The 5,701-nt window shown below is 67.9% G+C and carries 6 protein-coding genes and 1 pseudogene; 3 read left to right on the forward strand and 4 right to left on the reverse strand.

All coding sequences use genetic code 11. The annotated features are described in order from the left end of the window. Both BJF77_RS00740 and BJF77_RS00745 read left to right on the forward strand, forming a co-directional pair. Window positions 1–1,157 (forward strand): type IV secretory system conjugative DNA transfer family protein (locus tag BJF77_RS00740; protein WP_158041141.1); only part of this gene is annotated, 1,157 nt, incomplete at its 5' end. A 2-nt stretch (window positions 1,158–1,159) separates the two neighbouring features. Beyond that, window positions 1,160–1,564, forward strand: a complete 405-nt coding sequence (locus tag BJF77_RS00745) for a DUF4913 domain-containing protein (protein WP_075871005.1) — start codon at window positions 1,160–1,162, stop codon at window positions 1,562–1,564. A 64-nt stretch (window positions 1,565–1,628) separates the two neighbouring features. Here the strand turns inward: BJF77_RS00745 and BJF77_RS00750 are convergent, their stop codons facing one another. Genes BJF77_RS00750 through mobC form a run of 3 tightly spaced genes read right to left on the reverse strand, consistent with a single transcriptional unit; the run spans window position 1,629 to window position 4,302 of the window. After that, window positions 1,629–2,378 carry a hypothetical protein gene (locus BJF77_RS00750; RefSeq protein ID WP_255396066.1) on the reverse strand — a complete coding sequence of 250 codons (750 nt, stop codon included), beginning with the start codon at window positions 2,376–2,378 and terminating at the stop codon, window positions 1,629–1,631. A 23-nt stretch (window positions 2,379–2,401) separates the two neighbouring features. Further along, entirely contained in the window at window positions 2,402–3,916 is a 1,515-nt protein-coding gene (locus BJF77_RS00755; protein WP_075871007.1) for a relaxase/mobilization nuclease domain-containing protein, read from the reverse strand. Continuing rightward, entirely contained in the window at window positions 3,913–4,302 is a 390-nt protein-coding gene (gene mobC / locus BJF77_RS00760) for a plasmid mobilization relaxosome protein MobC (protein ID WP_075871008.1), read from the reverse strand. The genes BJF77_RS00755 and mobC overlap by 4 nt, the downstream gene beginning before the upstream one ends. Window positions 4,303–4,516: 214 nt before the next feature. On the opposite strand from mobC, the gene BJF77_RS00765 reads away from it, so the two are divergent. After that, window positions 4,517–4,849: a hypothetical protein gene (locus tag BJF77_RS00765; RefSeq protein ID WP_053005138.1), complete on the forward strand. Its 333-nt coding sequence runs from the start codon at window positions 4,517–4,519 to the stop codon at window positions 4,847–4,849. 279 nt (window positions 4,850–5,128) lie between these two features. Here the strand turns inward: BJF77_RS00765 and BJF77_RS20380 are convergent. After that, window positions 5,129–5,701: pseudogene (locus tag BJF77_RS20380) on the reverse strand (hypothetical protein); the annotation flags it as partial.

Raw genomic sequence — 5,701 nt, forward strand, 5'->3', positions numbered from 1 at the left:
GGGAGCAGCCCACCTGGTGGTGGAACCCGCTGACCTACGTCACCGACAGTGAGCGCGCCGCCGAGATGGCGAACAACTTCGCCGCCGGCTCCCGGGACGTCGGGGCCAAGGGCGATGGCCACTTCGACTCCGCCGGCAAGGACCTGCTCGCCGGGCTGTTGCTCGCGGCCGCCGTCGGCGGGGAGCCCATCGAGAAGGTCCACTACTGGCTGACCCGCTCCACCGATGAGACCCCCGCGCTACTGCTCGATGAGCACGGGTGGACCAAGGAAGCCGACTCGGTGGCCAGCACCATCCACCAACCGGAGAAGTACCGGGGCAGCGTCTACTCCACCGCCCTGCAGATGGCCGCGTGCCTGAAGAACGAAAAGATCGCCGCCTGGGTCAACCCCACTGGCCCGGACGATGACCGCCCGCAATTCGACCCCCAGACATTCGTGCGCGGCAAGCACACCCTCTACGCCCTGTCCAAGGAGGGCGCCGGCACCGCCGGGCCGCTGGTGACCGCACTGACCGTGGCCACCGTGACCGCCGCCGAGGAGCACGCCGTCACCCAGCGCGGGGGCCGGCTGTCCACCCCGATGCTGTGCGTGCTCGATGAGGCGGCCAACGTGTGCCGCTGGATGAACCTGCCCAACCTCTACAGCCACTACGGGTCCCGGGGCATCGTGGTCTCCACGTTCCTGCAGTCCTGGTCCCAGGGGGTGGACGTGTGGGGTGAGTCGGGGATGAAGAAGCTGTTCTCCACCGCCAACGTCGTCACCTACGGCGGCAACGTCAAAGAGGAGGGCTACTTGAAGATGCTTGTCGAATTGATCGGCAAGTACACCTACACCTCCGTGTCCTCCTCGAGGCAGAAGGACTCCGGGTCCACCTCCCGCCAGGACGCCACCGACGACATCATGTCGGTGGCGGACCTGTCCGCCCTGCCCAAGGGGAGGGCTGTGATGTTCGGCTCCGGGGCCCGGGCCGTGCTGCTGCGCACCATTCCGATTGACCACCGCCCCTACGCGGATGCGTCCAGGGCCTCCGAAGAAGCCCACAACAACCCGACGGCGGCCACCGTCAACCAGGGCGACGAGTCCGAGAAGCCGGCTGCTGAGCCAGCGGCGGCCGCGCCTGCCGGGAACCGGTGGGCGGCGCTGGTGAAGGAGTAGACATGAACTGGGAAGAGGAAGCCGCCGACGGCAACGAGGACGTCGAGGAACAGCCTCCTGCACAGCTGTTCTACGCGAACGTGGCGGAGTTCGTGACCGAGCAACTGGCGCCCGTGTACCGACGTCAGCTGGACCCTGCGGGCCGCTCGACCACGTTCACCTGGTGCGCCCAGTGGTGGCGACATGAGGAAGCGGTGAGCCGTCTGACGGGGTTGTGGCGGGCGTGGGAGCAGCTACGCACCGATCCGTCTACGGGATTAGCCGTGTGGTGGCGTGACTACGCCGATCCCACGATGCGTGTGCTCTTCGAGGAGAAAGGGCCCTTCCACGGTTGCACCCCTAGGACGCACAGCCCCAAGGGAGTGCCCCTGACCCTGGAGCCGCCACCGGATGGTCTGTTCGACTGACCCTCACAGCGGAAGGGGCGCAACCTGTCACAGGTTGCGCCCCTTCTCTTGTGCTTGAAGGGCCTCAGCCCAGCTCCAGGCCCCTCTCCCGTCCCGCTGCGCGCCCGGTGTTCTTCCGCGCCTTGGGGCCGCGTTGGGTGGATCGCACGGCGTCGATCGGGGGCGTGCCCTGGTCCCGGTCCGCCGCCAGGCGTGCGCGCACGCCATCACGGCCTTCCTCGGTGCCACCGAGGGCGTCCATGAGTCGACTGGCCAGGTTGGCGCGCCGGTCCCCGGAGTCCCACAGCTCCTCGGCCTCAGCGGCAGCATTGCGTGCATCGGTGTCGTTCTGGAGATCGCCACGGCCAGCCTCAGCGGCGTTCAGAGCGGCGGCGGCGTGGTCACGTTGGGCGTCCACTGTCTCGCGTGCGGCTGCCTCCTGCTCGACGGATTCGGTGCGCTGCGGCTCCGGGGTCCGCTGCTCGAGGTAGTCCTCCACGCTCAACCCGTGGCGTTCCTTCACTTGCCCCTCGATCCGTCCTCGCGCGGCCTGGGCGACCTCGTCGTGCTGCTCCCACTGCCGGGCCAGCCCGTAGTGGCCGGCGATGTCTTCCGGCTTGGCGGTCTCCCAGAACCGGTCCTGCTCCACGGGCGCGAGCTCGGTGCGCATCACGGCGCGTTCGGCTTCGAAGCGCTCTTCCAGCTCACGCCGCCGGTGCTGCTGCTCCGTGACACGTTGGCGGACCTGTTCGGCGCGCTGGCGGGCCATCATCTCGCCCCAGCGGCCGGCCACGGCCATCGCCGCTTGGAGGTCTCGGGAGAGCAGGTCGTTCACGCCGTCGGGTTGTGTGCTCATCTCTACAGCTCCATTCCGTGGTCCGTGCGGGGGGTGCGGTCGACATAGGGAGTGGGAACGGCTGTGGGGCCCTGGGTCTCGCGCAGCGCACCACGCTCACGCACCGGTCCGGCATGGGAGGCGGTGCGCGTCCGCGTGGGCTTCACGTCCGGCAGGGGCTCCGCCACGACCGAAAGGTGCTGCTGGAAGGCGTCCACGATCAGCTGCGTCTCGCGCAGCTCTTTGTTGGCCTGGTGCATGTCCTGGAATGCCCGGGTCATCCGCAGCATCTGCTGCATGATGAGCGCCTGCGCCATCGGGGACGGAGCCCGCGTGGCCGCCAGCAGGAAGGCCGTGGTGCCACTGGTGCGCAGCGGCGCCTGCAGCGGGGTGGTGATCTTCACCCCGGACCGGTGCGCGGACCGGGCCAGCACCCGGGCCGTGCGCCCTAACGGTCCTTGGCCGTCTTCGGTGGCGTGCGACCACGCGGCGAACACCCCAGAGGCTTCACGCGCCGCGTGCGCCCACGATTGGTGGTCGTCCGGTGCGATCTTGACCAGCCGCCGGCGGACCTCTTTCAGCTCCCCGGCCAGCCGCCGGGCGGTCTCCTCGTCCAGGGCCGCACCGGGTGCGTCCGGGTGGACGATGCGGCGGTGCCGCTTAGCGGCCATCCATTCCACTGATGCTTCTTGGGCGGCCTCGGGGGTGTCCGGCCAGCGGGTGCGCAGGGACGGCAGCGTGAGGTCCTGGGCGAGCTTGCCGCCACCGAACCACAGCGGTCGCATGCCCTTCGGCGGGCGCTCCGCCACGGAGTACCCGGTCACCACCGAGTCAGTACCGGCCGCGAAACGGGGGTGCACGAGCATGTTCGCCCGACGCATCTGACGCACGAACTGCGCCTCTGATTCGGCGGCCACCGCGCACGCCCGCACGATGCGCTCCAGCGCGAACCGGGTCGGCTCCCTAGTGCTGTCCCGCCGCACCTCGCCCTGCTGTAGCCACCGTTCGGAGTGGTTGCCGAGCTGGATGAGGTTGAAGTCCTTCTCGATGCCTCGGGCGACCTTCTGCGCGCGGGAGAAGTCGTTGCCATCGGCCCACTTCGTCCCGTCACTGCGGATCGTGGAGGCCATGATGTGGATGTGGTCGTTGCCCTTGGTGGAACGTCCGTGATGCACCGCCACCCACTGGCAGCCGGCCTTGGCCCCAGCCTCGGTGAAGTCCATCTCGTCCATGAACCGCTGGGCGATGTCCGACCATTCCTGATCGGTGACCTCGCGGTCCTGGTACGGGATCGACAACGAGCAGTGCCAGATGTGTTTGGTGTCGGCGTCCACCCCGAAGGCGCGCCGGTTCAGGTCGATCTCGCGGGCAATCGACACCGCGGCTTCCTCGTTGAGCTGCGCGTCGTCGTGCCAGGCCATGATGAGCGGCGATCCGCCCACCAGGTGTGGGTCGGTGTGCTCGTTGGAACGGCCTGGACCCACCAGGTACTTCATCAGCCCGATCGGCTTGTCGCCCTTGGTGATGTTCGGGATCACGGGATCAACTCTTCGATCTTGGCCAGCACTTCGTCACCGAATCGGCGGGCCTCCCGCAACGTCTCTGCCGTCTCGGGCAGCACTTCACCGGTGCTGTTGGCGTGCCGGGCGATCTGGTTCACGTTGTTGGCGATCGTCGCCATTTGGTGTCGCATTTGAATCAGCTCGGCCAGCTGGTTTCGTCGTAACTGCACCGCCACCGGATCCGCCGATCCGAACACCGCCTCGACCATCAGCGCCGAGGGCGAGAGCCCGGTCTGCTGCTCCAGCACCATCAACGCAGCACGCTCTGACTCCGACATGGACACCCGGACGTACTGGGTCTTGCCCTCGATCCGCTTCCGCCTCGACTTCCACACCCGACGCGGATTCTCCTGCTCCACCACAGCACCTCCTCTCCTTGCCGGCCCAGCGCAGCGCCCCCACTTTGTGGGCCCCGCACGACCAGTGTGCCACCGCAAAGCCCCGTGGGCTAGCGGTGTACGCATTTTATGGCACATAAAACATAGCTTTGCTCCGCTGGGGCACCACGGGTGCGAAACGCCGGCGGAACGCCCGTGGACTGTGGAACGCGCCGTGTGCGTCCGTTAACGTGGGGGCATGGCGAAGCTCACTGACCCCCAGCAGGCAGAAGAAGCAGCACAGCGGCTGCTCAACGACCGGATGGACTATGTCCGCCGGGCGATTACCGCACGAGGCGCTCTCGACGAGGCCCGCGAGGCCCTCAAAGAGGCCGAGAAGAACGATGCCCAGGCGTTCCAGGCCGCCGTCAACAACGGCGGATGGACCGCCGAGGAGCTACGCAAAATCGGGCTCGCTGCACCCGAAAAGGTACAGCGCGTGCAGCGGCGTAAGGCGGCTAAAAATGGTGCCAGTCCTTCGTCGGACAGTGCTCCCGAGGAGCTGGCGGAGTCGGCTGACACTGCCTCCTGACGGAGTGAATCGTGGCTGAGGCACTGGCCCCGTGCCCACATGGGCACGGCAAAAGCTCCCATCGCTCCGCGGCTTTTCCCGCACCCATGATGGACAGCGAGGACCCCATCCGACCACCCGACCACAGCCGGCAGGTCACCTCACGCCCGACCGTGGCACTTCCGTAGCCGCCAGCTGTGGACGGCTTCCCGAGCACGTGGTCACCACGCAACGACGGTGCCCGCTCCCCCAGTGGGGAGCGGGCACCGTTCATCTGAATAGACCTAGCAGAGCGAGTATTTACAGCTCCAAGCCGCCCTGCTGGGGACGCTGCTCGTCGTGCCGCCGCGCCACCTCGAGCGGACGCCCGGGGCCGTTTCCACCATGCCCGCCACTGCTGCGACCCGCGGTGGGAGCGTCGGGGAAGTTAATGCGCATCCGCTTCTTCAACGCCTCCAGCTCCGGATCCAAAGTCGGTTGCGGCGTCTCTTCTCCGCGCATGGCGCGCCCAATCCGTTCGACCTCCCAGCGGGCGGCTTCCAGTGCGTCCTGGTGCTTGAACGGGACACCCAAAGCTTCCCGGGCGTCGACGGCTTCCTGCCGGGCGGACTCCAGGCCCGCTTCACGCTTGGTGACTTCTTCCGGCAATGCCCGCACCTGGTTCTCCAGCCGTTGGATCATTCCGACACTTGGGTTCAGCGACGTCGCGCGGGTGACTTCAACGGCTACACCGGGGGCATCGTCGATGCGCAGCTCCACCGGTGAGGCGCTCAAGTCGGCCAGGTTCCCCGGCCGCTGCACGACCCGGATGTCGTGGCCACCGATCGCACCGACGACACCGAGGTCCGTCTCCCCGGCCCTCGGCGGGCGCGA

The sequence above is a fragment of the Kocuria sp. CNJ-770 genome (genome assembly GCF_001942375.1).
Lineage (GTDB): Bacteria > Actinomycetota > Actinomycetes > Actinomycetales > Micrococcaceae > Kocuria > Kocuria oceani.